Origin of the sequence: Deinococcus frigens DSM 12807 (genome assembly GCF_000701425.1) — a bacterium.
GTDB classification, from domain to species: Bacteria; Deinococcota; Deinococci; order Deinococcales; family Deinococcaceae; genus Deinococcus; species Deinococcus frigens.
The window spans coordinates 63,483-84,542 of record NZ_JNIW01000015.1 but is presented as its reverse complement, the minus strand read 5'-3'; the positions used below and the strand labels follow the sequence as shown (position 1 = coordinate 84,542).

Annotated in this window: 24 protein-coding genes and 1 tRNA gene; 14 read left to right on the top strand and 11 right to left on the bottom strand. The window is 63.8% G+C overall.

Annotation, left to right across the window (positions count from 1 at the left end; translation table 11 throughout):
• Together Q322_RS0107870 and Q322_RS20750 are read right to left on the bottom strand one after the other, a co-directional pair.
• A partial coding sequence (locus Q322_RS0107870; RefSeq protein ID WP_029477334.1) for a hypothetical protein occupies positions 1 to 549 on the bottom strand: 549 nt, incomplete at its 3' end.
• A 172-nt stretch (positions 550 to 721) separates the two neighbouring features.
• Positions 722 to 892, bottom strand: a complete 171-nt coding sequence (locus tag Q322_RS20750) for a hypothetical protein (protein ID WP_156952944.1) — start codon at positions 890 to 892, stop codon at positions 722 to 724.
• 125 nt (positions 893 to 1,017) lie between these two features.
• Between Q322_RS20750 and Q322_RS0107860 the strand changes: the two genes are divergently transcribed.
• The 3 genes from Q322_RS0107860 (at position 1,018) to Q322_RS0107850 (ending at position 2,959) form a co-directional block, all read left to right on the top strand.
• Positions 1,018 to 1,094, top strand: a tRNA-Pro gene (locus Q322_RS0107860).
• A gap of 161 nt (positions 1,095 to 1,255) precedes the next feature.
• Positions 1,256 to 2,398: an acyl-CoA dehydrogenase family protein gene (locus Q322_RS0107855; protein ID WP_029477333.1), complete on the top strand. Its 1,143-nt coding sequence runs from the start codon at positions 1,256 to 1,258 to the stop codon at positions 2,396 to 2,398.
• 63 nt (positions 2,399 to 2,461) lie between these two features.
• Positions 2,462 to 2,959 (top strand): hypothetical protein, encoded by a 498-nt coding sequence (locus tag Q322_RS0107850; RefSeq protein ID WP_156952943.1) that lies wholly within the window; start codon positions 2,462 to 2,464, stop codon positions 2,957 to 2,959.
• A gap of 159 nt (positions 2,960 to 3,118) precedes the next feature.
• Here the strand turns inward: Q322_RS0107850 and Q322_RS0107845 are convergent, their stop codons facing one another.
• The 4 genes from Q322_RS0107845 to Q322_RS0107830 form a co-directional block, all read right to left on the bottom strand.
• A complete protein-coding gene (locus Q322_RS0107845; protein ID WP_029477330.1) occupies positions 3,119 to 3,634 on the bottom strand; it encodes an HD domain-containing protein in 516 nt (171 codons plus the stop codon).
• 190 nt (positions 3,635 to 3,824) lie between these two features.
• Positions 3,825 to 4,286, bottom strand: coding sequence for a hypothetical protein (locus tag Q322_RS0107840; protein WP_156952942.1), 462 nt, complete (start codon positions 4,284 to 4,286; stop codon positions 3,825 to 3,827).
• 18 nt (positions 4,287 to 4,304) lie between these two features.
• Entirely contained in the window at positions 4,305 to 5,282 is a 978-nt protein-coding gene (gene trxB, locus Q322_RS0107835) for a thioredoxin-disulfide reductase (protein ID WP_029477328.1), read from the bottom strand.
• A gap of 57 nt (positions 5,283 to 5,339) precedes the next feature.
• Positions 5,340 to 5,777 (bottom strand): hypothetical protein, encoded by a 438-nt coding sequence (locus Q322_RS0107830; protein WP_029477327.1) that lies wholly within the window; start codon positions 5,775 to 5,777, stop codon positions 5,340 to 5,342.
• Between the two features lie 31 nt (positions 5,778 to 5,808).
• On the opposite strand from Q322_RS0107830, the gene Q322_RS0107825 reads away from it, so the two are divergent.
• The 3 genes from Q322_RS0107825 (at position 5,809) to mntC (ending at position 8,074) form a co-directional block, all read left to right on the top strand.
• Positions 5,809 to 6,864 (top strand): CobW family GTP-binding protein, encoded by a 1,056-nt coding sequence (locus Q322_RS0107825; RefSeq protein ID WP_029477325.1) that lies wholly within the window; start codon positions 5,809 to 5,811, stop codon positions 6,862 to 6,864.
• Between the two features lie 62 nt (positions 6,865 to 6,926).
• Positions 6,927 to 7,172: a 50S ribosomal protein L28 gene (gene rpmB, locus Q322_RS0107820; protein ID WP_029477324.1), complete on the top strand. Its 246-nt coding sequence runs from the start codon at positions 6,927 to 6,929 to the stop codon at positions 7,170 to 7,172.
• Positions 7,169 to 8,074 (top strand): manganese ABC transporter substrate-binding protein MntC, encoded by a 906-nt coding sequence (gene mntC, locus Q322_RS0107815; protein ID WP_029477323.1) that lies wholly within the window; start codon positions 7,169 to 7,171, stop codon positions 8,072 to 8,074. The genes rpmB and mntC overlap by 4 nt, the downstream gene beginning before the upstream one ends.
• 242 nt (positions 8,075 to 8,316) lie before the next feature.
• On the opposite strand, the gene Q322_RS0107810 is transcribed toward mntC, so the two are convergent.
• The 3 genes from Q322_RS0107810 to Q322_RS0107800 form a co-directional block, all read right to left on the bottom strand.
• Entirely contained in the window at positions 8,317 to 8,625 is a 309-nt protein-coding gene (locus Q322_RS0107810; RefSeq protein ID WP_029477322.1) for a hypothetical protein, read from the bottom strand.
• Positions 8,622 to 10,322, bottom strand: a complete 1,701-nt coding sequence (locus tag Q322_RS0107805; protein WP_051668353.1) for a PhoX family protein — start codon at positions 10,320 to 10,322, stop codon at positions 8,622 to 8,624. The genes Q322_RS0107810 and Q322_RS0107805 overlap by 4 nt, the downstream gene beginning before the upstream one ends.
• A gap of 88 nt (positions 10,323 to 10,410) precedes the next feature.
• A complete protein-coding gene (locus Q322_RS0107800; RefSeq protein ID WP_029477320.1) occupies positions 10,411 to 11,208 on the bottom strand; it encodes a GNAT family N-acetyltransferase in 798 nt (265 codons plus the stop codon).
• An 84-nt stretch (positions 11,209 to 11,292) separates the two neighbouring features.
• Between Q322_RS0107800 and mntA the strand changes: the two genes are divergently transcribed.
• From mntA to Q322_RS0107785, 3 genes are all read left to right on the top strand, one after another.
• Positions 11,293 to 12,015 carry a manganese ABC transporter ATP-binding protein MntA gene (gene mntA, locus Q322_RS0107795; RefSeq protein WP_029477319.1) on the top strand — a complete coding sequence of 241 codons (723 nt, stop codon included), beginning with the start codon at positions 11,293 to 11,295 and terminating at the stop codon, positions 12,013 to 12,015.
• A 119-nt stretch (positions 12,016 to 12,134) separates the two neighbouring features.
• Positions 12,135 to 12,944, top strand: a complete 810-nt coding sequence (gene mntB, locus Q322_RS0107790; protein ID WP_029477317.1) for a manganese ABC transporter permease MntB — start codon at positions 12,135 to 12,137, stop codon at positions 12,942 to 12,944.
• A 196-nt stretch (positions 12,945 to 13,140) separates the two neighbouring features.
• Positions 13,141 to 14,748, top strand: a complete 1,608-nt coding sequence (locus tag Q322_RS0107785; protein ID WP_029477316.1) for an ABC-F family ATP-binding cassette domain-containing protein — start codon at positions 13,141 to 13,143, stop codon at positions 14,746 to 14,748.
• 39 nt (positions 14,749 to 14,787) lie between these two features.
• Here the strand turns inward: Q322_RS0107785 and Q322_RS0107780 are convergent, their stop codons facing one another.
• Positions 14,788 to 15,309, bottom strand: coding sequence for a hypothetical protein (locus Q322_RS0107780; RefSeq protein ID WP_029477315.1), 522 nt, complete (start codon positions 15,307 to 15,309; stop codon positions 14,788 to 14,790).
• Positions 15,310 to 15,367: 58 nt separating this feature from the next.
• Positions 15,368 to 15,961, bottom strand: coding sequence for a signal peptidase I (gene lepB, locus Q322_RS0107775; RefSeq protein ID WP_051668351.1), 594 nt, complete (start codon positions 15,959 to 15,961; stop codon positions 15,368 to 15,370).
• A 203-nt stretch (positions 15,962 to 16,164) separates the two neighbouring features.
• Here lepB and Q322_RS0107770 point away from each other — a divergent pair, with 203 nt between their 5' ends.
• From Q322_RS0107770 to Q322_RS0107750, 5 genes are all read left to right on the top strand, one after another.
• Positions 16,165 to 16,506 (top strand): FKBP-type peptidyl-prolyl cis-trans isomerase, encoded by a 342-nt coding sequence (locus tag Q322_RS0107770; RefSeq protein WP_029477313.1) that lies wholly within the window; start codon positions 16,165 to 16,167, stop codon positions 16,504 to 16,506.
• A 207-nt stretch (positions 16,507 to 16,713) separates the two neighbouring features.
• On the top strand, positions 16,714 to 17,487 hold the full coding sequence (locus Q322_RS0107765) for a DeoR/GlpR family DNA-binding transcription regulator (protein WP_245593180.1): 774 nt from the start codon (positions 16,714 to 16,716) through the stop codon (positions 17,485 to 17,487).
• A 49-nt stretch (positions 17,488 to 17,536) separates the two neighbouring features.
• The gene (locus tag Q322_RS0107760; protein WP_029477310.1) at positions 17,537 to 18,862 is read left to right on the top strand and encodes an extracellular solute-binding protein; all 1,326 of its coding nucleotides are present in this window, start codon (positions 17,537 to 17,539) and stop codon (positions 18,860 to 18,862) included.
• A gap of 165 nt (positions 18,863 to 19,027) precedes the next feature.
• Complete coding sequence (locus Q322_RS0107755; protein WP_029477309.1) at positions 19,028 to 19,888, top strand: carbohydrate ABC transporter permease; 861 nt, start codon at positions 19,028 to 19,030, stop codon at positions 19,886 to 19,888.
• A complete protein-coding gene (locus Q322_RS0107750; RefSeq protein WP_029477307.1) occupies positions 19,885 to 20,799 on the top strand; it encodes a carbohydrate ABC transporter permease in 915 nt (304 codons plus the stop codon). Before Q322_RS0107755 ends, Q322_RS0107750 begins: the two co-directional genes overlap by 4 nt.
• Positions 20,800 to 21,060 lie beyond the last annotated feature (261 nt).

Below are 21,060 nucleotides of genomic sequence, written 5' to 3'. Positions count from 1 at the left end.
ATCTTCCCTCACCCTGTCCACATAGCTCACGGCATGGAACACGTCCAGGACGTGCTGCGTAACTCCCAGGCAGTTCATGCGGTCTTCGATCCAGAGTGCGCCGTCGGACACGCTGATCAGCGTGTCCTGTTGCCATACACCCGCCACCCGCAAAGAACCGGCCAGCAGTGGAAGAAACTCGTCTGCATCGCATTTTTCGGCCACTGTGATGCGGTTGGCTGGTGAATTCTCGGCGTAGACCGTGAGCGCTTTGATCTCGAACGCCTCACCCGTTTCTCTGGGAATGTCGTCTCTGACGACATTCTTCCCTGTCTTGTGACCGAGGACGATCACGCCATCAGCCTGCACCACCATCACCCGTCCCTTCGTGCCGGGAAGATTGGGCAACGGTTCTTCCGCTCGAAGTTTCAGGGTATGACGAACCATCTGTGCCGTCTGATACGCGAGCGGTGCCATCAGCCGCTGAAGCTGACTGGTGGAAACGGACAGGCCAAATCGGCAGGCGAGCTTCACCGCACTGGCGTAGCTCACCGCTGTACTGAGTGCCATCAGGTGGTCCAGTGCTTGCGGGGTGAAGCCGCTGGTGTCCAGGCTGGCATCTTTAGGCAGGCTGAGATGACGCCGGTTGGTTCTATGTTCCCAGGTTTGCGCGGGAATCCTGACCGCTCCCCAGCAGCCGTGAATCAGGAGCGTCGTTGCGCCATCCCTGCACCACTGCGGGTCAGTCGGTTGGTGCTGAGGGGGGAAAATCCTGCTTCTGGCGCAGGTTAATGAGGGTCTGGAACAATTCTCGCATCAGCGGACTCTGCTGATTGAGCAAAGTCTGTTCCAGCTCAGCATTGCTGAGCTGCCCCTCGGACTCCTCCAAAAGCTGGTCCAGATGACGTTCCATGACTTGACCTAGAATCTCTCGCTCCGTTGCCATACACCATCATCCCATTTCAGCGGGACGCACCCCGCCAGACCTGCTCCCTTGACCGATTGACGTTCACCATCTATAGTTCTGTGGCTGGGAATCGAGGCGTAGCGCAGCCTGGTAGCGCACTACCTTGGGGTGGTAGGGGTCGTGAGTTCAAATCTCGCCGCCTCGACCAGCACCGAGTTCACAGGGCACCCCATCAATGGGTCCCGCCCTGACAACCTCTGCGGAAGCTAATAACAGCTTCCGCAGATTTTTTGTGGTGGCGGTCCGGCGGGCAACACTGGGCTGTGCCGCCCAAACAGAGCGGGCCAGATGCTCTAGGCTGAGCCTCAAATGGATTTCAATCTGCCCGATGACCTGCGCGAGGTGCAGGCGACCATCCGCGACTTCATGCTGTCCCGCGTGGAACCGCGCGCCCATGAGATCGAGGACAGCAACAGCGTGCCGCCGGAGTTGTTCAAGGAGGCCGCCGAGCTGGGTCTGTTCGGCCTGAGCATTCCAGAGGAATACGGCGGCGTGGGTCTGGGCATGCTGGGCCGCTGCGCCGTCTACGAGGCGCTGGGGCAGGGGCATATGGGCTTCGGCGGCGTGATCAGCGCCCACGCCTCGATTGGCACGTCGGGGCTGGTCAGGCTGGGCAACGAGGAACAGAAGCAGAGGTTTCTGCCGCGCATGGCGTCCGGCGAGTGCGTGGCGGGCTTTGCCATCACCGAACCCAGCAGCGGTTCGGACGCGGCGAACATCCGCACCCGCGCCGTCAAAAAAGACGACGTGTACGTGCTGAACGGCACCAAGCACTATATTTCCAACGCGCCGATTGCCGGGCTGCTGACCGTGATCGCCATCACCGACCCGGCACGCGGCACCAAAGGCATGAGCGCCTTTCTGGTGGAACCGCAGACCACCCCCGGCGTGCGCGTGGGCAAGATCGACGAGAAGATGGGCCAGAAGGGTGCCCTGAGCGCCGAGGTGATTTTCGAGGACGCCGAGATTCCCGCCGCCAACCTGTTGGGGCCGGAACATATGGGCTACCGCGAGGCGCTGGGCATCCTGACCGCCGGGCGGGTGGGCATCGCCGCACGCTCTACCGGGGCCATGCAGCGCCTGCTGGACCTGAGCGTGGCCCACGCCAAGACCCGCGAACAGTTCGGACAGCCCATCGGCGAATTCCAGGCGGTGCAGTTCATGCTGGCCGAGATGGAAATTGCCGTTCAGACCAGCCGCGTGCTGTGGCAGAAGGTGGCCTGGATGGTGGACGAGGGCCAAGACGTGCGCCGCATGGCCAGTATCGCCAAGTACCACGCCACCGAGGCGCTCTCAGCGGTGGCCGACAAGGCCGTGCAGGTGGCCGGGGGCATGGGCTACATGAAAGACAGCCCGGTAGAGCGCTATTACCGTGACCAGCGCCTGCTGCGAATCTATGAGGGCACCAGCGAGATCCAGAAAATCATCATCGCCAGGAGTTTGCTGGCTTAAGGCGGCGGTGGCGACGGGGCTTTTATAATAGCGGGATCTTCAGGCGTCCCTTAAAATGGTGGGATGAGAAACCCTGGACTGGCGCGAACCGGAGTGTTGCTGTGCGGTCTGGGCCTGGCAGGCTGTGGCTCACTGGGCAGCGCGCCAACGCCGCTGGCGGGGGACCTGCTGGGCGCACCCACCACCTTGAATCTGGGGGGACGGGTGCTCAGCCTCACGGCGGCCCCGCAACTGGTCCGGGAAGCGGACCGCTTCAGGGTGCGCGTGAGGGTGGAGACCAGCGAAAAGGCCAGCACCCCGGCCATGTCCACGCCACTGAAGGTCACGGGCATCTATGTCTTTACGGGATCGGGCCTGTGGCAGTCGCCCCGGCTGAATGATTTTTCAAGGGCCAGCGCCTGCCCGGCCCACGCCTGCGCCTGGGGCAGCGGCGGCGCGAACGGCTTCACGGCGGGTGAGGACGTGCGCGTGATCGCCCAGCTTCAGGACGCCAGCGGCAAGACCTACTGGCTGCGTGACGCCCGGAGTCAGAACATCGTGGCCAAACCGCTGACCCGGTAGGATTCGAACCTTCCCGCCGTCGCCCAGCAGTCCTCCCTCGTCAATTTCACACCGTCCGTTTCAGGATGTTGTCGCTTCTATTCCTCTCTGAAATGTGGCGGCCCTGGCCTGAAAGGACGATGAAGGCCATGCGGACGGGCGACAGCGTTGAGCTGTCCCTCATTCCTGATCGTCGTAATGGTGTAGCAGCCCGGCATCTGTATCCCCGGCGGGGCGATGATGACGGGCCACCAGATCGGCCACCCGCACCCTGGCCCCGGCGTGGGCCAGCAGCGTAGCCCCCAGTTCCGGGTGCTGTGCGCGGATGCCCAGCGCCCCCACGGAGGGCAGCCAGCGCGCCAGCCGGGTAGGCACCAGCCCCACCAGCACGCGCTCGGTCACACGGTACGGACGCACGCTCTTGCCGCAGTCGTGGAGTAGGGCAGCGGCCACCAGTTCCGGGTCCGCCCGTGGATGCTCGCGCAGCAGATGCAGGGTCACGCGGCAGGCGTGTTCGCGGTCACGCGGGTCCATACCCCCGTATACGTGGGCCTCGCCGGGCGTCATGTGGGTCAGCGCCCAGGGGTCATCCGGGTGGGCGTCCACGGCCCGCAAGCTGCGCGCTAACCGCCGCACCTTGGCCGCGTAACCCAGCGCCTTGCGGCCTATGCGGTCAGACAGGCGCAGGGGCTTCATGGAAATCAGGATAGTGGAAAGTAGGCCCCGGAACTGCAAGAAAAGAGCGGGAGGCCAGCTCGATCAGCCGCCTCCTACCTAGAAGAACTCCAGGCATAAATTTCGGTCATTGATGGAGTCAAACGAGTAGACTTCTAGATCCCAGTTTGTACAGGTAGTGCGGCGAGAGTGCGCCCAAGACAGTTTCAGTTCAGCTCATCCGAGTGATGGTGCAGCGCGGCATGCCACCCGCCGCACCACTGTAGATGTACAGGTCGTCACGCGCGCTGTCATAGATGCTGGTGTACAGCCCGCCTTGGGGGATGTTGAGCGCTAGGGAGCGGGGGTTATAGATCAGACAGTGCCAGCCGTCGTCTTTGAAGTTACCATCGATGCCAACCTGGGCGTAGGCAGCTTGCTCACCTTCAAGGCGGTGATTGAAACGCACGGTGCGACCGTTCTGGAGTTTGCCAGCGTAGGCGAATACACCGCCTTTGGCAAAAGCCACAGGCGGCACGGTGAAGGTATCGCCTCGTCCGTCGCCCCAGTCCACAGTCCAGACCTGACCGGGGGCGAAGATGGGATCCTCTAAACCGTTTTTATCGATGTACAAAGATGATGTGGGCGAGCAGGCGCTGAGTGCGAACAGAGGGGCGAGCAGAAGGCGTCTCATGTAAGAAATTCTAACGTCTCAGTCCGCCGCCGTCTCGGCCCCGGCCACTTCCAGCGCCGCCAGCGCGCGTTCGGCACTCATGGCCGCGCGGGTGCCCGCGCCGACGCTGGTGCCCAGTTGGCGGTAGATGTAGTCGCTGACATCGCCTGCCGCGAACAGCAGGGGCACGCTGGTATAGATCTCGTCAGTCACGTCCACGTAGCCGTCCTCACGCAGTTTGAGGGTGTCCTTGACGAATTCGGTATTGGGCACATGGCCGATAAAGATGAACACGCCATCGGTGGTCATCTCGCTCGTCTCGCCGGTCTTGAGATTGTTGAGGCGCACGCCACTGACCGCGCCGTCGCCCTGGATTTCCTCGACGGCGGTGTCCCAGATGAACTTCATCTTAGGGTTGGCAAAGGCGCGGGCCTGGGCCACCTTATTGGCGCGCAGGCTGTCTCTGCGGTGGATCAGCGTGACCTCGTCGGCAAACTTGGTCAGGAACAGTCCTTCTTCCACGGCGGCGTCTCCCCCACCGATCACCACCACTTTCTTGCCCCGGTAAAAGAAACCGTCGCAGGTGGCGCAGGTGCTGACGCCCCGGCCCCAGAACTCCTCCTCGCCGGGCACGTTCAGGCGCTTGGGGTTCGCGCCCGTCGCCAGAATCACGCTCTTGGCGCGGTAGTTGCCGCCGTAGCCCTTGACCACGAAGGGGTAGTGGTGATCGCCGGTCTGCTCAATGGCCTCCACCTCATCCATCTCGATCCTGCCGCCGAATTTCTCGGCCTGCTGCTGCATGCGCTGGGCGAGTTCCATACCGCTGATGGGTTCGGGAAAACCGGGATAATTCTCGACTTCCTCGGTCTGGGCGATCTGGCCGCCGGGCAGACCCTTCTCCAGAATCACGGTGCTGAGGCTGGCACGGCCCGTGTAGATGGCGGCGGTCAGTCCGGCGGGGCCGCCGCCGACGATCACGACGTCATAATCCTGGGTTTGCGGGAGGGTACTGGTCATAAGAAAAGCGTACCACCGCCCACCCCGGAAGTTGGTTAAGCACGCACAGTTTACTTTTTAAAGCATGGGCAGCAGAAAGGCCGCCGGGGAGATGTACTGCCGCCAGCTTCCCAGCGAACGGGCCACCGGACGGGGCGGGCGCTGGGCACTGAATTGCCCCTGACGGTAGGCGGGTCCAAACCGCCGCATGGTCCAGACCTCATGGGCTTGCAGGGCGGGCCGCAGAAACTGCCGGGCAAATTTTGCGGGAATGGGCCGTTCGTTCAGGGTGTAACTCTGGGTGCGCCGGTTGAACCGCAACAGGTCTGATTCCTGCCGGAGACACAGGCCGGAACTGTGCAGGCTCAGGTGGTCCAGAACATAGGTGCTGCTGCCCTGGGACGCTGGACGTTTCTGAAAGCCGCGCAACAGCAGATGGCCCTGCCGGGAGTCCAGACCCAGCAGCCAGAACTGGACGGTCAGGGGGCAACAGGACCGCAGATCAACGCTTGTCATGTTATTGATAATAGTATATCATTACCAGTAGATGACCTTCCCTGCCTCTCCATCTGTGCCCATCACCGTGCTGTGCGGTTTTCTGGGCGCGGGCAAGACCACACTGCTCAACCACCTGATCCGCCAGTCCGGTGGACGCAAAATCGCCGTGATTGTCAACGAATTCGGCGCGGTCAACATCGACGCCAGTCTGGTGGTCAAGACCGACGAGCAGACGATTGAGCTGTCCAACGGCTGCATCTGCTGCACGCTGCGCGGCGATCTGCTGCTGGCCGTGGAAGACCTGCTTGACACCCGCGAGCTGGACGCCATCCTGATCGAGTCCACCGGAATCGGCGAGCCGCTGCCCATCGCCCAGAGCTTCTGCCTGACGCCCGAGGAACTGGAGATCGAACCCGAACCCGGTCAGGCAGCCATTCCCAACCTGCTGGGGCGGGTGCATGTGGACGCGATGGTGACGGTGGTGGACAGCGCCCAATTCTTTGACCTCTGGAACCGCCAGGACACCATTCCCGGCGACGACTTCGAGCGGGGCTTCGGGGAGCTGCTGGCCGAACAACTCGAATTTGCCGACATCGTGGTCCTCAATAAAACCGATCTGGCCGCGCCGGACGACGTGCAGCAACTGCGCGAACTGGTGGGCATCACCAATCCGCACGCCCGCCTGCTGGAAGCCCAGCACGGTCAGGTGAACGTGGCCGAGGTGCTGGACGTGGGTCTGTTCGACTTTGATCAGGCCAGCCAGATGGACGCCTGGATGGCCGAGCTGGAAAAGGAACACCCCCCCGAGAGCGAGACTTATGGGCTGGGCACCCACATCTACCGCGCGGCCCAGCCCTTTGATTCGGCGGCCCTGCAAAAGGTGCTGATCGGCGGTTTGCCCAGAAACGTGATTCGCAGCAAGGGCTGGGTCAATCTGGGCGACGGTCTGGCCACCCTGTGGAACCACACCGGGCGGCAACTGGCGCTGGAGGGGGCCGGAGAGTGGCATGACCCCGCCGAGGCGTTCAGCGAGATCGTGTTCATCGGGCGTGATCTGGACGGGGCCGAGCTTGACCGGCTGTTAGAGGGGGCCGTCTCACGGTGAAGCCTGTACGCGTTGACCTGTTCCGTTTTTCCTTTTTCCATCTCTCTCCAAAGGAGTTTCAAATGAGCCGTGAATGTTATCTGACGGGCAAGAAAAATCTGGTGGTCAACAGCGTGATCAGGCGCGGCAAGGCGCGGGCGGCGGGCGGGGTGGGGCGCAAGGTCACGGGCGTCAGCAAGCGGGTGCAGAAGGCCAACCTACAAAAACGCACCATCCGCGAGGGCGGCGTGGTGAAGACTGTGTGGCTCAGCGCCCACGCTCTTCGCACGTTGGTGCGCGGTGGCTTTAAGCAAGTGGAGTTGCTGTGAAGGGCCTGATTGTTCTGGGCCTGCTGGGGCTGTCAGGGCTGGCAAGCGCCCAGGCTGCGCCCCTGCAAGTCAGCGTGTCCAACAGCATCCTGGCCGACTTCGTGCGGAATGTGGGCGGGACGCGCGTGAGCATCAACGAGATCGTGCCTGTTGGAGGGGACTCGCACACCTTTCAGCCCACAGCCAGCGTAATCCGGGGTCTGGCGGGCAGCCGGGTGCTGTTCGTGAACGGGGCTGGGCTGGAACCGTGGTTGCCGCAGGTGCGGGCCTCTGCGCCCTCTGTGCCGGTCAAGACCCTGACCAGCGGCCTGAAGCTGCGCGAGGGCGGCGAGGAAGAGAAAGGCGAGGAACACGCCGGGGAAGAACACAGCGACTTTGATCCCCATGCGTGGTGGGACCTGGGGCTGGCGGCAGGCTACGTGAAGAACGTCCAGAATACCCTGAGCGCCCTAGACCCGGCGGGCAAGGCAACCTATGCCAGCAACGCCGCCGCGTACCTGGACAAGTTGAGCGAGGCCGACGCCTACGCGAAAAAGCAGTTTGCCACGCTGCCCGCCAGCCAGCGGCAGATCGTGACCAACCACGACGCCCTGAATTACTTTGCTGCCCGTTACGGCCTCACGGTTGTCGGCACCGTGATTCCCGGCCTCAGCACGGAGCGCGAGCCGAGTGCACGCGAACTGGCGACGCTGATCACAGCCGTCAAGAAGAGCGGTGCGAAAGTCATCTTCACCGAGAACGTCATCAATACCCGTCTGGCACAGGCACTGGCGAAAGAAACGGGCGCGAAGATCGCTCCGCCGCTGTACACCGACGCGCTGGGGCCGAAAGGGAGCGCGGGCGAAACCTTCCTGGGAGCTTTCCGTGCCAATGTGGACGGGATGATGCAGGCCTTGAAGTAACGTCATCAGCGCCGTGTGAGGGGGGACTGCTTTGATTCCAGTCTCTGTTGGGAAAGCGCCAACAAAGACTTTCATCGTCGCAGTCCCCTCTTGCTTATTCTCGCTCCGCTCGGATTCGTCTGCGACTCATCTTAAGCTGGTGTGACCCGCGCTTTCTCTAAACCACGCAGCAAAGCCTGCCCCGCAACTCACGCGGGGCAGGCTTTGGCTATTGGTCTCGGTAGTGGACGAGTGCGCTGACGCTATGCCTGATCAGTCAGCCAGCCCCACTCATTCAGATAGGCTTTAAATTCGGCCAGCACGGCGCGGGCCTCGGTCTGTTCGGGGGCAGAGAGGCCAGCGAGCCAGGCGTTGGCCCCAGCGTCTGGAAACGCGGCGCTGAGGGCAGGATCGCCCAGTACGTCGCTCAGGACCTCAAGCCACGCCTCGCTGCGGGCCTTGCGCCAGGGTTGCTGGCGGGTCAACTCGTTGAGAAAATCCTCGCTGGCATCCGAGAAGCGGGCGGGGCGGCCCACGATCCACGGCGCACTGGAACGCGGCCAGGCGGTCACGCTGTCCAGCCCGGAAAGCCCTCAATGGCGACCAGCGTGGGGCGGGGCGTCTTGCTACCCGGTGCCGCCGCGAAGGTGCTGGTCAGGTTGTCCAGGCTCTCGCTGTCCTCACCGGGATGCTGAACCGACAAGAAGAGAGTCTTGCCGTCGGGCGAGAACACCGGGCCGGTCATCTCGGCGTCTATCGGGCCGACGGCGAAGCGGTAAGCCTTACCCATGTTCGGCCCCTCGGTGGGGAAGAAGAACATGGCATTGTTGCCGTGGTATTCCTTGATCGGGTTGGTGCCCAGATCACTGTTGTCCGTCACCATCCACAGGTTGCCGTAGGGATCGAACACCAGGTTGTCCGGGCTGGCAAAGCCGCTCTGTGGGCCACCGTAGGCAAAGACTTCCCACAGGAATTTCTCGGCGGTGAAGTTATCCTTGTCCTCACGGAATTTGATGATGTGGCCGAAATAATTGCCGTGCTTGCTGTTGTTGGTCAGCGCGGCATACACCTCGCCGGTGCGCGGGTGAATCTCAATGTCCTCCGGGCGGTCTACCGGGGTGCCGCCAATCGCCAGGGCGCTGGAACGGGCGTCGGCCAGCACCTCGGCCTGACTGGCAAACAGGGGCTTGCCGTCACTGGCATTGGCCTCCTGCAATTTCTTGTTCTTGTCGTAGTCCAGCAGTAACCAACTGCCATTGCCGAAATTGGCGACATACAGATCGCCCTCGGCCAGCAGGTCACGGTTGGCGGCGCGGTTGGCCGGGTTGTATTTATTCCGGCTGACGAACTTATAGATGCACGCATCCTGCATGTCGTCGCCCATGTACACCACCACCCGGCCATCCTGGGCCACCTTGACGGCGGCGTTCTCGTGCCGGAAACGTCCCATCGCCGTGCGCTTCTTGGGCATCCAGGCGGCATCAAAGGGATCAATTTCCGTAACCCAGCCCTGGTGCATGGCCTCGTAGCCGCTGCCCGCCCAGGCTTTGGCGTAGCCGTCCACGTTTTCCTCACAGGTCAGCAATGTGCCCCAGGGGGTCTGGCCGCCGGAGCAGTTGCCCACCGTCCCGCTGACCACGGTGGCCCCCTTGACGGGCGCTTGGCCGCGCACCGGCCCGGTCAGCTCAATCTGGGTCATGGCGTCGATCCGCCGGTTGCGGGCGTCCGGCACCACTTTCCAGGTCTGGCCTTGCTTGCTCACCCGCACCACGCTGACGCCCACCGATTCCATCTCTTTCTTGATCTGCGCCGGGGTGCGCTCTTTGGTATTGCCGCCTACAAATAGGGGATTGACATACTCATGGTTGATGGTCAGCAGGGCGTCGGTGGCGCTCTGACCGCCCCCGAGCAGATCTGCCGGGAAGTAGCCGATAAAATCATGGTTAAAGCCGATTTCGCGGCCATCTGCCGTGAACGTCTCACCCCAGGGGGCCAGCACCTGAAAGCGGTAGCCCGCTGGCAGGGTCAGGGTGTCGGCGCGGGTGGGTTCGATGGGGCGGAAGGGTGCCACCGTCTGCGGCTTGAGTTTGGTGGGATCGGCGTTGATGGGCGCGCCGTTGTTGGCCGCTGCCTGCGCGCCGCTGAAGGTGACGGGCAAAGCCAGCGCCGCTGCGCCCGCTGCCGCCGTGCCCACGACACCCCGGCGGGTGATCCTGGCGTCCAGAAGGCGGTGCCAGAAGCTCTGGGACGATTGATTTTGGTTTATCATGAGACAAGTATGGAAGGGTCAGGTCAGCCTTTCTTCAGATGTGGGTCAGGCGACTGTCAGGCCGGTTGCCAGGGCAAGTTGATCCGTGTCAGCGCCGCCAGACATACGGCGTCGTCGTCATGACGGCCAGCATCCCGCTCCGCTCCAGAATCGGGCGGGAGAATCTGGTGCAGTCGCTGTGCAGGTAACGCGCGCCCCTGGCGAGTGCGGACTGGGCGCGGGCCGCTGTGAGGGCGCGGTAAAGGCCCCGTCCGCGCCACTCCGGTAAGGTGCCGCCGCCCCACAATCCAGTAAATTCAGTGCCTGGGATGATTTCCAGACGGCCCACGCAGACCACTTCCTGCGGGGTTTCGGCCACCCAGAGTTCCACGCGGCCCGCACCTTTCTCGATCAGGCGCATCAAATCGTCCACGTTAGATGGGTGGCCGAATGCCAGTTCCTGCGCCCTGGCCGCCCGCACCACATCCGGGTACGGGTCTCTCTGATCGTCGATGCGGCGAAGCGTCACGCCGTCCGGGAGCGGCACGGACTGGGCCAGCAGGTTCGCCTCTCCCAGCATGACCGTTTCGGGGTCTTCGGCCTGCAAACCATGTGCGCTCAGGCGCTGCGGCAGATCGGCAGGAATGTCGTTCCCGCGCGTCTTCCACTCGAAAGATGTGATCTGCAGATCGGCGGCGTAATGGGCGATGGTCTGCGCGATCAGGTTATCGAGTGCCTGCCCGGCAACGCCCTCCAGCGAACGATAAGAAACAAACCCGCGATCCCCAAATTTACCGCGCCATAATGGCCCATCCTGGTCAACGCTGTCGGCAGACAGCATCTCGGCCCCCTGACGCAACTGGGCGTCGTAGGCGGACAGCAACATTTTTAGGAGGTCATTCTCCATCCCCCAGTTTAGATGCGAGTTGACTTCCCACACCTTCTTGATAACCCACTCGCAATATTGGCCCGACAGGAGTAAAATTTCGCCGTGCTCGGCGTTGAACATCTGACCGTCAAATACGGCTCGCAAGTGGCCCTTGAGGACGCCACCGTGCGCTTCGAGGCCGGGACATTCTCTGCCATCATCGGCCCCAACGGTGCGGGCAAATCCACGCTGCTACGGACGCTGGTAGGGCTGCTGCCGGACTATGGCGACGCCGTGCATTTCGACGCTGGACACACCGCGCAGGACTGCATTTCTTACGTACCGCAGCAGCAGACGCTGGACTGGGGCTTTCCGGTCACGGTCTGGGACGCGGCCATGATGGGCCGCACCGGACGCCTGGGCTGGCTGCGCTGGCCGGGCCGCGCGGACCGTGAGCGGGTGGCGGCAGCCCTCAGAGAAACTGGCGTGTACGACCTGCGGCACCGCCACATCGGCGCGCTCAGTGGGGGCCAGCGCCAGCGCGTGCTGCTGGCCCGCATGCTGGTCCGCGACGGCCACCTGCTGCTGCTGGATGAACCCCTGACCGGCGTGGACGCCACGACGCAGGAGCAACTGATGGCCTTGCTGCGCGCCCAGGCCGACCGGGGCCGCGCCGTGGTGATGGTCACCCACGATCTGGAACAGGCCCGGCGCTGGTGCGATCACCTGATCCTGATTAACAAACGTGTGGTGGCCGACGGTACGCCCGCCGAGGTCTACACGCCGCAGAATATCGAGGCGACGTTCAGCACGTCATATTTAGGACATACGCATGCGGAGGCTTGAGCCTGCCTGTGAAGAACAGCCGGGGGAATCTGGCGCGTTCTTTGACTTACCCAGCGGCCCCCTCCCGTGCAGGGGACGAGGGGAACAGACCTTCGACACTTTAATCCCTGGACCTGGACATGCAGTTCCTCACTGACCCCCTGCAATTCGACTTTTTCATCCGCGCTTTGCTGGCCGTCTCATTGGTCAGCGTGTTGTGCGCGCTGGTGGGCGCGTGGGTGGTGTTGCGCGGCCTGAGCTACATCGGGGACGCCATGAGCCACGCGGTGCTGCCGGGCATCGTGGGGGCGTTCCTGTCGGGCGGAAGCCTGTTGCTGGGCGCGCTGGTGGCCGCCGTGCTGACTGCGCTGGGCATCGGCGTGGTGGGGCAGCGCAGCGGGCTGAAGCAGGACAGCGCCATCGGAATCGTGTTCGTGGGCATGTTCGCGCTGGGCATCGTGATGCTCTCAAAGGTGCCCACCTTTACCTCGGACCTGAGCCATTTTCTAATCGGTAATCCGCTGGGTGTCACGACTGCCGACCTGTGGGGCGCGCTGGTGGTCACGCTGGTGGTGGGCACGGTGCTGTACGCGGTGCAGAAGGAACTGCTGCTGGCCTCCTTCGATCCCACCGAGGCGCGGGCGGTGGGGCTGCCGGTGCGGCGGCTGGAAAGCCTGCTGCTGATTCTGATCGGGCTTGTGGTGGTGCTGACCGTGCAACTGGTGGGCACCACCCTCAGCGTCAGCCTGCTGATCACGTCCAGCGCCGCCGCCCGCCTGCTGTCCCGCAGCCTGCCACGCATGATCGCGCTGGCCGCCGCGCTGGGCATCATGGGCGGCGTGGTGGGCCTGTACCTCAGCTACTACCTGGACACGGCGACGGGTGCAACCATTGTGCTGGTCAACACGGCGGTCTTCCTGCTGGTGCTGATGTTCCGGCGCAAGGAATGAGGGCGCGGACGGGTGCGCCATCTGGCCTAGCCGCCCCCACCTGCGTTAAACTGCCCGCAACGCTTCCGGGCTTCCCGGCGTTTGTCTCCCGTCCATTCAAAGGATGTTCCAAGTTGCGCCCCAACCTCCTGTAAACACGGATTGAATCGCCATTCCAGTGCGCCTGGGACGGCCTTCGCCCACAGGGGGTCATGTTTTGTTGTTGCGTGCCACGGAAGTCGCCCGGATGTACGGCGACGAGCTGATCTTTGACGGTGTGAATATAGAAGTGGGAACGGGCGAACGCCTGGCCCTGATTGGAGAAAACGGCAGCGGCAAAAGTACGCTGCTGCGCGTGCTGGCGGGGCTGGACGCGCCGGATGCGGGGACGGTGACGCGAATGGGTAGAGTGGCCCTGCTGACCCAGCACACGGCGACAGAGGCGGGGACGCTGCTGGACGCCGTGATACCACCAGAATTGCGACGGGCGCGGCAGGTGTTCGAGATGACCTCCGCCGCGTTGGACAACGCCGCTGACGCCGCCCTGAACGCCTTTGCAGAGGCTGAGGAGGCATACCGACTGGCAGACGGCTACGATTTTGAGGCGCGGGCGGCGAGCGTACTGGACGGCCTGGGGCTATCGGCAGAGCTGAATGCGGGGGCGCTGTCGGGCGGCCAGACCCGCCGCGTGATGCTGGCCTGCCTGCTGCTCTCCCCTGCCGACGTATACCTGCTGGACGAACCCACCAACCATCTGGACGCGGGAGGCGCAGCGTGGCTGGAGGGATGGATTCGGGATTCGGGCGCGGCCTTCGTGCTGGCGAGCCATGACCGCGCCTTCCTGGACGCCGTAACAACGCGCACGGCGGAACTGGAGCGCGGCTCCCTGACCGCGTATCCAGGCGCGTACAGGGCAGCAATGGAACTTAAAGCCACCTTGCGGGGGGCACAGGAACGCGATTACATGGCCTTCAAGCGCAAGCGGGCGGTGCTGGAGGAGGAGCAGCGCCGTCAGGCCAGCAAGGGCGGCGTGGAGGAAAACCGACGCCGTGCAAAGGATGGCGACAAGTTCCGGTCCACCCACAAGGCAGAACGGGGCCAGCAGATTTTCTCAGCTAGAGCGAAGGCCATGCAAAAACAGATAGACCGCCTGGATGCCCACGCCACCGCCAGACCCTTTCAGGACCGCCGCACCGTTCGCCTGGATTTGCCCCCCGCCCCGCACGGCCCCTCCGAAGTGCTGACCGTGCGGGACTTAAGCGTCTGGCGCGGTGAGAACGAGATTCTGAGCGACGTTCACCTGAATGTGCGGCGCGGGGAACGCATCGCCCTGACCGGGCCAAACGGCGGCGGCAAAAGCACGCTGCTGGGCGCGTTACTCGGCACGCTGCCGTCTATAGGAGAGATTCACTGGGGGCCGGGCCTGACCGTCTACGCGGCAGGGCAGCACGGCGAGGAACTGTCTGGGCTATCCACGGTGGGCGGCTCACTGCTGGACGCCAATGCGGACCTCACGCCGCACCAGTTGCATGAAGTCGCGGCGGGATTGGACCTGCCCGGCGGCCCCGCCTTTCCCCTCTCCGGCCTGTCCGGCGGCCAGCGCACCCGCCTCAGCCTCGCGCGCCTGAGCGTCACGCGGGCACAGGTGCTGGTCTTGGACGAGCCGACGAACCACCTGGACATCCGCGCCATCGAGGCTCTGGAAGGGGTGCTGCTGGACTTCCCCGGCACGGTCCTTTTGGCCAGCCATGACCGCGCGTTGATCGGGCGGGTGGCGACGCGGGTGTGGACGGTGAACGGCGGCGAGGTGCAGGAAAGCATCTAGCCGCCAGGGAACAGCTTCCTGGCGGCTGGACCGTTTCCCCTACTGAAAGCGCAGTGTCGCCAGTACCTTGGTGAACAGCGCATTCGCTGCCGCATACCGGGCGGGCGAATCGGTGAGCTGGAAGGAATACAGATTCCGTGCGCCGTTGCCGTACCACACGCGGATTCGGAGCTGGCCCTGCGGGTGGGTCACGCTGTACTCGCGCTCGGTGCCGCCCACACCGCCGTAACGGGCGTCCTTGCTGGACAGTTGCTTGATGGTCACGCCGCTGGACTTGAGGCCGGATTCGAACTTGCCGAATTCGGTGTTCAGGTCCACGGCCTTGCCTTCTTTTGGCATGAACAGCAACCGGATCACCGTGGCAGGCGGGGCCTTGGCCGACACCAGACTGACGCCGGAGGTGCCGTCGGCGAAATCCGCGCCCAGCCAGCCCTGCGGCAGACTGACCTTAAAGGGCAATTTGGGATCGCTGAACGGGACCAGCGTCTGTGCGCCCGCCGTGCCCAGACTGGCAGTGCCCAGGGTCAGTGCGGCAGCAGTGAAGAAGTGAGCGGCTTTCATAAGGAGGACGGTAGCAACCCAGGGTGAGGACTTGCTCCGCCGAGTGGTCAGGGAAGCGTCAGCGCCGGATCAGGCCAGGTCGCGGCCACAGGCGCAGGTCAGCCGGGCCAGCCACGTCTCGCAGGTCCACCGGGCCGTACACCCGGCTGTCCAGGCTGGACCCCAGACGGCGGTTGTCCCCCATTGCCCAGACCTTGCCCGGCGGCACAATCAGCGCGGGCTGATCCCGCAAGAAGCCCTCGCTGACATAACTCTCGGCCAGCGCCCTGCCGTTGACCACCACGCGCCCATCTTGAATGGCTACCGCGTCGCCCGCCAGCGCCAGCGCCCGCTTGACGTTGTAGGGGCGGTGGCGGAGGCCCCAGACCGTCTCGAAGCTGTACGGGCTGTCCGCCGGAGCTTTAAAGATCAGCAGATCGCCGTGACGCGGATACGGCGTGGGCAGGCCCCAGGCCCGCAGCCAGCGCGGGTATTTCAGCAGCAGCAGCACGTCGCCGGTGGCCAGCGTTTCCTGCATGGAGTCGCCGTCCACGCGGGCCAGCGTGCCCAAGAAGGTGGTCAGCAGGTACACCGGCAGCAGCGCCCCCAGCACCCAGGTACGCCAGGCCCGCCGCCAGGGACTGATGGAGGATGGAAGCAGGACCGGATTCACGGCTGCCCAGGCTAGCAGGCGCGCGGCGGACCCGGCACACTGCCACGAGACAGCTCATTTTCCGGCAGCCGACATGTGAACGCTCCCACACGTCATCCCCAGGCTGTTCAGGGCGTGCCCCGAACGCTGAGAGGGCAGATCAGAATTTAGCGTCACTTCAGGGATTGGGGGAGGCCCAGGATTCAGGCTTTACGCTGCGTGCCATGAGCGCCGCAGAGCAGCCCCAACTCCAGGTCGAGAAGTACGCAGAGGGAACCGGCACCCCGGCCCAGACCGGCAAGATGGTACGGGTCCACTACACCGGCACGCTGGAAAATGGCCAGAAATTCGACTCCAGCCGCGACCGGGGCGAACCCATCGAGTTCCCGCTGGGCGTGGGCTATGTGATCCCCGGCTGGGACCAGGGCATCGCGCAACTGCGGGTGGGTGACAAGGCCAGACTGACCGTTCCGGCGGCCCTCGGTTACGGTGATGCGGGCGTGCCCGGCGTGATCCCCGGCGGCGCGACCCTCATCTTCGATGTGGAACTGATCGACGTGCGCTGAACTGACGTGCGCTAAGGGTCGCGCTGCAAAACTTCATCCCCTGCGGCCCCGGCGAGCAACATGCGCCGGGGCCAGTCCTGGCTCCTGCCTCAATGCCCGCGCCCCAGTCGCCGACGTTTCGGGGAAGGCAACCCCGGCTATTGACGCCGTCCCCCAGGTATCGTAAGCTCCGAAAGCAACGAAAACTTAGATTTGGAGGAGGTGGGCTTGATTCGGGCACGCAGGGGCGAGATTCTGTCACTGGCACAGCAAAACGGTGAGGTTTCCGCAACGGAACTCTCAAAACTTCTTGGTGTTTCGGAAGTCACCGTTCGCAGTGATCTCAAGGCCCTGGCCGATGCCGGGCAGCTGCGGCGCACACGCGGCGGGGCACGCCTGCCACTGGACCTGAACCGCCCGTTTGCATCCAGAGAGTCGCCACTGGAGGAAACCAGCCGCAAATACTCGGCGGCCAAACGGCGCATCGGGCGGGCGGCGGCGGCGCTGGTTCGGGACGGAGAAACTGTTTTTCTGGACGTGGGCAGCACCACCACGGAAGTCGCCCGCTCTCTTTCGCCCACCCTGCGCGGCATCACGGTGGTCACCAACGGCCTGAACATCGCGCTGGAGCTGGAGCGGCTGCCGAATGTGCAGGTCATCGTGACCGGCGGCACGCTGCGCCCGCTGCAACACTCGCTGGTCAGTCCCTACGCGCTGGAGGTGCTGGGCCGCATTCACGCGGACCGGTTGTTTCTGGGCTGCAACGGCGTGAGCGCCGAGGCGGGCGTGACCAATGCCAACCATGAGGAAGCCGAGATCAAGCGGATCATGGTTCATCAGGCACGCGAAGTCGTGGTGGTGGCCGATCACAGCAAGTTGGGGCAGGTCAGCCAGGCGCAGGTGGCCCCCATCGACGCGGTTCACACCCTGATCACCGACCGGCATGGCGGCGGCTCCCCCGCCGAACTGCTGAACTGCATCACTGACCTACAGATGGTCTAAAATGCACGTCCACCTTAATTCAACACTCATCCTCAACCGGAGGTTTTTCATGAAGAAAGTCATGCTGTCCCTGTCCGCCCTGTCCATATCGACACTGTTGCTCGCCGGTTCTGCCCTGGCCGCCGATCCCGCCTTTCCCAAAGCGCCCAGCGGGAACATCACTCTGGAGGTCTGGTCCTGGGTTCCGGGGCTGGATAAAACCGTGGCGTCCTTTGAAAAGGCGTACCCCAACATCAAAATCAAGATTCTGAACCTGGGGGGCGGCCCGGCCACCTACACCAAGCTCCAGACCGCCATCAAGGCAGGTGCAGGCGCGCCCGACGTGGCGCAGGTCGAGTACGGCTTCCTGCCTGCCTTCGCCGATACTGGCGGTCTGGCCGACCTGAGCAAGTACGGCGCGGGCGATTACGAGGAGTACTTCGTGCCGTGGACCTGGGGCCAGGTCAGCCCCGACGGCAAGGCCGTGTACGCCATTCCGCAGGACACCGGCCCGTTTGCGATGGTCTACCGCAACGACATCCTCAAGAAGTACGGTGTGGCTGTGCCCAAGACCTGGGACGAGTACGCCAAGGCCGCCGCCACGGTCAAGACCAAGAGCAAGGGCACGGTCAAGTTCGGTAACTTCTACTCCACCTTCGCGCCGTGGTTCATGGCGCTGGCCTGGGCCGACGGCGGGCAGTTTTTCAAGCGCGACGGTGACGGCTGGATCCAGAACCTGAACAACGCCAGCGCCAAGAAGGTCCTGAACTACTGGAACGGCATGATCAGGCGCGGCGAGGTCGGCACACTGGCAGGCTTCAGCGCCGACTACTGGAACGCGGCGGGCGCGGGCAAACTTGCCACCAACATGGAAGCGGCCTGGGGGCCGGGCGGCTACGCGGGCAGCCTGGGCACCAAGTCGGCGGGCATGTGGCGTGCGGCCCCGCTGCCGCAGTGGACGGCGGGCGGCAGCATCAAGAGCGGCAACTGGGGCGGCAGCAGCAACGTCGTGACCACCCAGAGCAAGAACCCACAGGCGGCCACGCTGTTCGCGCTGTGGCTCAATCTGTCCTCCACGGCCATCACCGCCGACTGGAACAACGGCGGCCTGTTCCCCGCCAGCGACGCGGGCCTGGCCCTGCCCGCCCTGGCCGTAACCAGCAAGAACCCCAGCAAGTTCTTTGGCGGCCAGAACATCAGCGCCGTGTACGCGCAGGCTTCACGCGGCGTGAATGTCAATTTCGAGTGGGCACCGTGGTTCCCCTTCGTCAACGACAACTACACCAAGCAGATCGACCGCATGCTCAAGGGCCAGCTCACCCCCGATCAGGCGTTGGACGCCTGGCAGGCCGAGTCGCTGGCCTACGCCAAGCAGAACGGCTTCACGGTCAAGTAAGGCTGGCGGCGCGTGGCTGAAGTGGCAGAATTGCTGCCCTCAGTCCACCCGCCAGACCGCTTTGACCGTCCAGCCAGCGCACGGGCGGTCAGGCACGAAAGAGAGGGGCGCGAACGCTGCACCCCTCTCCATTCGTTTCAAGAGTTGTTGAGGAGGTGCTTGCCCTTGCGATACCGCACCACACCGTGGCTGTTCCTGACACCCTTCCTGCTGGCCTTTACCGCGTTTTTCATCGCCCCGGTGGGCTACGCCGTGTATCTGAGCCTGTTTATCAAAAAACGCAGCGGCTTCGGCCCGGCCCAGAACGTGTTCGGAGGGCTGGAGAATTACCTACGGGCTTTCCAGGACACCGCTTTCCTGCAATCGCTGGGCAATATTCTGCTGTTCCTGGCGATCCAGGTGCCGATCATGCTGATCGTGGCCACGGCGATGGCCCTGATCCTGGACAGCGTGAAATCCGGCTCCGCGCAGAAGTTCTTCCGCACCGCCTTTTACCTGCCGTACACCGTGCCGGGCGTGATCGCGGGGTTGCTGTGGGGTTATCTGTACTCCAAGAACCTCTCGCCGCTGAACCAGATCACGGGTCTCAAGACCGACTTCCTCAGCAGCAGCATTCTGCTGTTCAGCATCGGCAATATCGTCACCTGGACCTGGACGGGCTACAACATGATCACGCTGTACGCCGCGCTTCAGAACGTGCCGGGCGACATCTACGAGGCCGCCCGCATCGACGGCGCGAGCAACTGGAACCTGACCCGCTATATCAAGCTGCCGCTGCTGCGCCCGGCGCTGACGCTGACCGCCATCTTCTCGATCATCGGCACCATGCAGATCTTCTCGGAGCCGTTCGTGCTGCGGCCCCTGGGCTACGTGCCGGACAACATCACGCCCAACACCTACCTGTATCTGGCGGTAGCCAGGGATGGCAACTTCGGCTACGGCGCGGCGCTGGCGATCATCATGGCGCTATTCACCCTGATCTTCAGCAGCTTTTTCCTCAGGAACGTCCGGGGAGAAACCGCATGACCACCACCAATCTGGATCAACCCCAAACGGTCAAGACGGCCCAGGCACCGCGTCCGCCGGGGCGGCCCCGCCAGGGTTTCTCGCCGCTTCAGTGGGCGGCGCTGTCGCTGTTCTGCATCTATTCGCTGCTGCCGCTGTGGTGGGTGCTGACCACCATGACCAAGAGCAACGGACAACTGTATTCCACCTTCGGGCTGTGGTTCACCTCGCCCAGCAACTTTGCCGAGAACGTGCAGATCCTGTTCACGCGCGACAACGGTATCTTCTTGCGCTGGCTGCTCAACTCCATCCTGTACGCCGGGGTCTCGGCAGTGGGCAGCATGCTGTTTGCCGCGATGGGCGGCTACGCCTTTTCCAAGTTCCGGTTCCGGGGCAGCGGTCCCATGTTCAACATCATCCTGGCGACGATCATGGTGCCGAGTACCGCGCTGGCCCTGCCCATCTTTTTGCTGATGCAGAAGATCGGGCTGATCAACACCTACTGGGCCGTCATTCTGCCCAGTCTGGTCAACCCTTTTGGCCTGTACCTGATGCGGCTGTTCTGGGACGCCGGATTTCCCACCGATCTGATGGAAGCCGCCCGCATCGACGGCGCGTCCGAGAGCAAGATCTTCTGGCAACTGGGGCTGCCGCTGGTGCGCGGCGGGCTGGTCACGGTGGCGCTGTTCTCGTTTGTCGGCGCGTGGAACAACTTCTTTCTGCCGCTGGTAGTGGTCAACCGGGACACGCTGTTTCCGCTGACGCTGGGATTGTCGGTGTGGAACCAGACCAGTGTGAGCAGCGGGCAGGACCCGATCTACACCGTGATTGTGCTGGGTGCGCTGGTCAGCATTCTGCCGCTGATCATCGCCTTCCTGAGCCTGGGACGGTACTGGCAGGGCGGGTTGACTTCCGGGGCCACCAAGGGTTGAGTGCTTGAGCTTTAGCGTTTTGCCCCACCCCCCAGCCCCCTCCCCCAGAGGGGCAGGGGAGCCAGCGTTGCACTGGGCAGGAGGATTGGGCATGCTGGGCGAGAATTGGATGTGGAGGTTCCTGCTCAGACGCCCTGCTCCGCCCCGTGACGTGCGGCCCGTCCGCTTCGCGCCCGACGGCCTTCGGTTGCTGCTTCGGTAAAGAGTATGGAAGCGCCAGCGCCTGTGTCTTTTGCTCCTCCCCGTCGATAGGAGGAGGCT